Origin of the sequence: Vibrio sp. 10N.261.52.A1, from assembly GCF_002876325.1 — a bacterium.
Lineage (GTDB): Bacteria > Pseudomonadota > Gammaproteobacteria > Enterobacterales > Vibrionaceae > Vibrio > Vibrio chagasii.
This window is the reverse complement of record NZ_MCYD01000440.1, coordinates 1-454: the sequence shown is the minus strand read 5'-3', so window position 1 is coordinate 454 and position 454 is coordinate 1. Positions and strand designations below refer to the sequence as shown.

At 45.2% G+C, this 454-nt stretch carries 1 protein-coding gene; it reads left to right on the top strand.

Annotation, left to right across the window (positions count from 1 at the left end):
* The coding region (locus tag BCT81_RS05265; protein ID WP_102423439.1) for an SCO family protein at positions 1-454 on the top strand (454 nt) is incomplete at both ends.

Below are 454 nucleotides of genomic sequence, written 5' to 3'. Positions count from 1 at the left end.
CTTTTTGGAAAAGACAACCAACCAATAAAACTCTTTGACGAAACCGATGACAGAATTCGTATCGTTTACTTTGGCTTCACACGCTGTCCTGACGTTTGCCCAACGTCACTAGCGATGCTAGCTGGAGCCCTCAACCAAATCTCTGATGAATCGAAAGCCAAGATTCGCCCGATGTTTGTTTCTCTCGATCCAGAGCGCGATGCCGCGGAAGCGTCATATAAATACGCGCAGTACTTCAACCCAATGATTGAAGGGATGAGTGGTCCATTGGATGTAACCACGAATCTGGCGCATAAATACGGTGTTATTTTCAGAAAGACACAGCTTGAAGATTCAGAGCTAGGATACACACTTGACCACAGCTCATATTTCTACTTTTTAAAGCCCAACGGTACCTTGATTACTAAAGTACCGCACACGTTGACGCCTGCACCAATTGTTGAAGCGATCAACA